Raw genomic sequence first — 2336 nt, 5'->3', positions numbered from 1 at the left:
GCTGGAACCCATCGGAAATATACCCCCAGCCGAAGCCGAGGAGCGATATTACGCCATGCTGGACGAACCGGCATTGGCTGCATAACTTAAACCAAATAGCCTCCGGCAAACCCGGGGCGGTTCAGTCTCGTCGCGCCTAACGCCGTCAAGAAAGACTTTCACCGTGGTGCGGGCGCGCAAATCGATCTCAGAGGGCGTTGGCATCTCGCCGAGCTGAAGCACAGCTTTCAGATGGATGTTTCCACGGAGCATTCCGTGAAACTGGCGGGCACCGGCTTCGCAATCCGCTAGATCGATTTCACCGGCCTGCCTCGCATTTGCGAGAATTCTTGAAAGCACCGCGACGGCCGGCTTAGGGCCATGCTGAGCGTAGACGCGTGTCGCATCGGGGTAGCGGTCAGCTTCAAGGATGGCCGCGTAACAAACTTCCAGCATGGACGGTGCCATCATCGCCTCTAGAAGATTGCGTCCAATGATGACGAGCAATTCTCTGAGAGGCAGCGAAAGCTGATCGGCGCTGAGGCTCAGTGCATTTGACGAGTACTGGCTGACAAGGTTGGTGAACTGGTTGACGAGAAGTTGCTCTACATTCTCGTGCCGCGTTGCTTTTTCCCGTAGTAGCTCACGGTAGAGGCCGTGCGGCGTCCATGCCCAGCTTGACCGCCCAAGCAAAAAAGACGTGAGAACCGCGCAGTTTGACCAACCGCGAAACTGGCTAGCTTTACCGGGGACCGCCTCACGGACTCGGAGAATGTCGCCCGTCCCACCCCACCGGAGAAATTTGACGGCATCGGCTGGCGGCAAGATCGTCACCATCATACGCGACCACCACGGCTCAACAAGCAGCCAACTCCCGGTGTTCGTGGGCCGCATGGCAAAGACGTGCTTGTGCTTATGGTTGACGAATCGATGCCACCATTGCTGTTTGAGGCCGGGTACGAAGCAGATGATCCAGTCGACGGGATCGACGGTCACCAGGGATCCATTCTCGTCAACGCTGTTTACCAAGTCCGCAGGGACATCGCCGACGACCTTCAGCCTTGGGGGGCTTCCTGTATTTCGTCTCAGCCAAGACTTTCTTGTCAGCCAAGCATTATCGACCATCGCGCTCATGGGTTAACGCTCCTCGCGGTTGCACATCCATGAACGAACCTCTCAATGCCGGCCCTGACGCGGTCGGCGACCGTTCTTTCCTGAATAGTCCCAGGGTTCAGCATGAGTGCCTGATAGAGCGGCTCCCACAGAAGTCCCAACAGTTGCTCTGAATATAACTGAGGGTCCGATATCGCAAGAATGCCTCTTTCGTCTGCTTCCGACAGGAACTCCTGCAGCTTCAATGTGACGATCGCCGGCCCGGCTTCGTATACTCGCTTCTTGAGAGGAGGATTACGCGCACCTTCGGCCATCATCATCCGAATGAACCCGACCAGCGTGGTCGAACATTCCTTGCAAGCAGCGAGTCCGAAGGCGATGAGCGTATCGCGTGCATCTTCTACAGTGCTCGGCCTCCTCGCCAATGGCTGCGATGTGAGAAAGGCTTTGCGTTCGGCAATCGCAACGATCAAGTCGTCGATGCTTTCAAATGTCGAGCGGATATCTGTTTCCGAATATCCGGCACGTACCAAAATACCATTAAAGCTGGCGAGCGCGTTGCTCGGATCAGCGAGAGCCTCGCTGATCGCCAGCACGATGTCGGTTCGAGCATCCGGCCTCGATTCCGCTTTGTTCGGTCGAACGGTTCCCGGCGCAACAAGCCGGCCGACGCGGACCTTGCGGTTGCCGACAACGCCGCTGACCGGTGCGCGTACCACGGTGTTGTCGAGATCAATTTGAGCGAGATCGCGCGCGGCCTGCGCCTGCGCGACAGCCGCGACTGCAGCCTGGCACTGAGCCGCAGGAACAGCGATGCGTTGCTGCTGTACATCATCTCTCATCTTCATCTCCTTTTTCAGCTCGGTTGCCGCGCCACCTCTTCTCATCACGGTGGGGTAGCCGGTGCGATGACAATGGAGCAGTCCGGGGCACCAGCCTATTCTACGCAGGCATCTGTCGAATGATGCCAAAGTCTAGGTGGCTGGCCGCGGTGGTGGGAGAGAGCTGGCTCGGAATCGGACAGCGGGTATAAATGGAATTCTTGCCTGACTTTGGCTTAGTTGCCGGAAACAGGAGAGAACATGACGAGACGACTGCGCCGGAACCACAGCCCGCTTTGTCAACGGCGGAGTAAAAACCGGCCACGCGGCGGCGCAAAAGTCGGCCACCTTGGCGCGCGCATGAGACCCGTGGGAGGGCGTAGCCCGAGCGGGGGTCTCATGCGCGCGTTGTGATTATTTGAA

General features: G+C 58.0%; 2 protein-coding genes and 1 pseudogene. All 3 read right to left on the bottom strand.

Translation table 11 applies throughout. The features are described 5' to 3' along the window. Positions 1 to 48: 48 nt before the first annotated feature. Positions 49 to 1113, bottom strand: coding sequence for a TetR/AcrR family transcriptional regulator C-terminal domain-containing protein (locus DUT91_RS24815; RefSeq protein ID WP_200835090.1), 1065 nt, complete (start codon positions 1111 to 1113; stop codon positions 49 to 51). Next, positions 1110 to 1688 (bottom strand): TetR/AcrR family transcriptional regulator C-terminal domain-containing protein, encoded by a 579-nt coding sequence (locus DUT91_RS27230; RefSeq protein WP_281032648.1) that lies wholly within the window; start codon positions 1686 to 1688, stop codon positions 1110 to 1112. Before DUT91_RS27230 ends, DUT91_RS24815 begins: the two co-directional genes overlap by 4 nt. A gap of 51 nt (positions 1689 to 1739) precedes the next feature. Then, positions 1740 to 1925, bottom strand: a pseudogene (locus DUT91_RS27085) (HlyD family secretion protein); the annotation flags it as partial. Positions 1926 to 2336 lie beyond the last annotated feature (411 nt).

It is taken from the genome of Paramesorhizobium salinisoli, assembly GCF_003335045.1.
GTDB lineage: Bacteria > Pseudomonadota > Alphaproteobacteria > Rhizobiales > Rhizobiaceae > Paramesorhizobium > Paramesorhizobium salinisoli.
The sequence above is the reverse complement of the archived record's forward strand: the minus strand, read 5'-3'. Positions and strand labels throughout refer to the sequence as shown.

What these genes read in the sequence shown, in the direction of transcription:
- DUT91_RS24815 (WP_200835090.1), bottom strand. Translation starts at nt 1,113, where the DNA reads ATGAGCGCGATGGTCGATAATGCTTGGCTGACAAGAAAGTCTTGGCTG.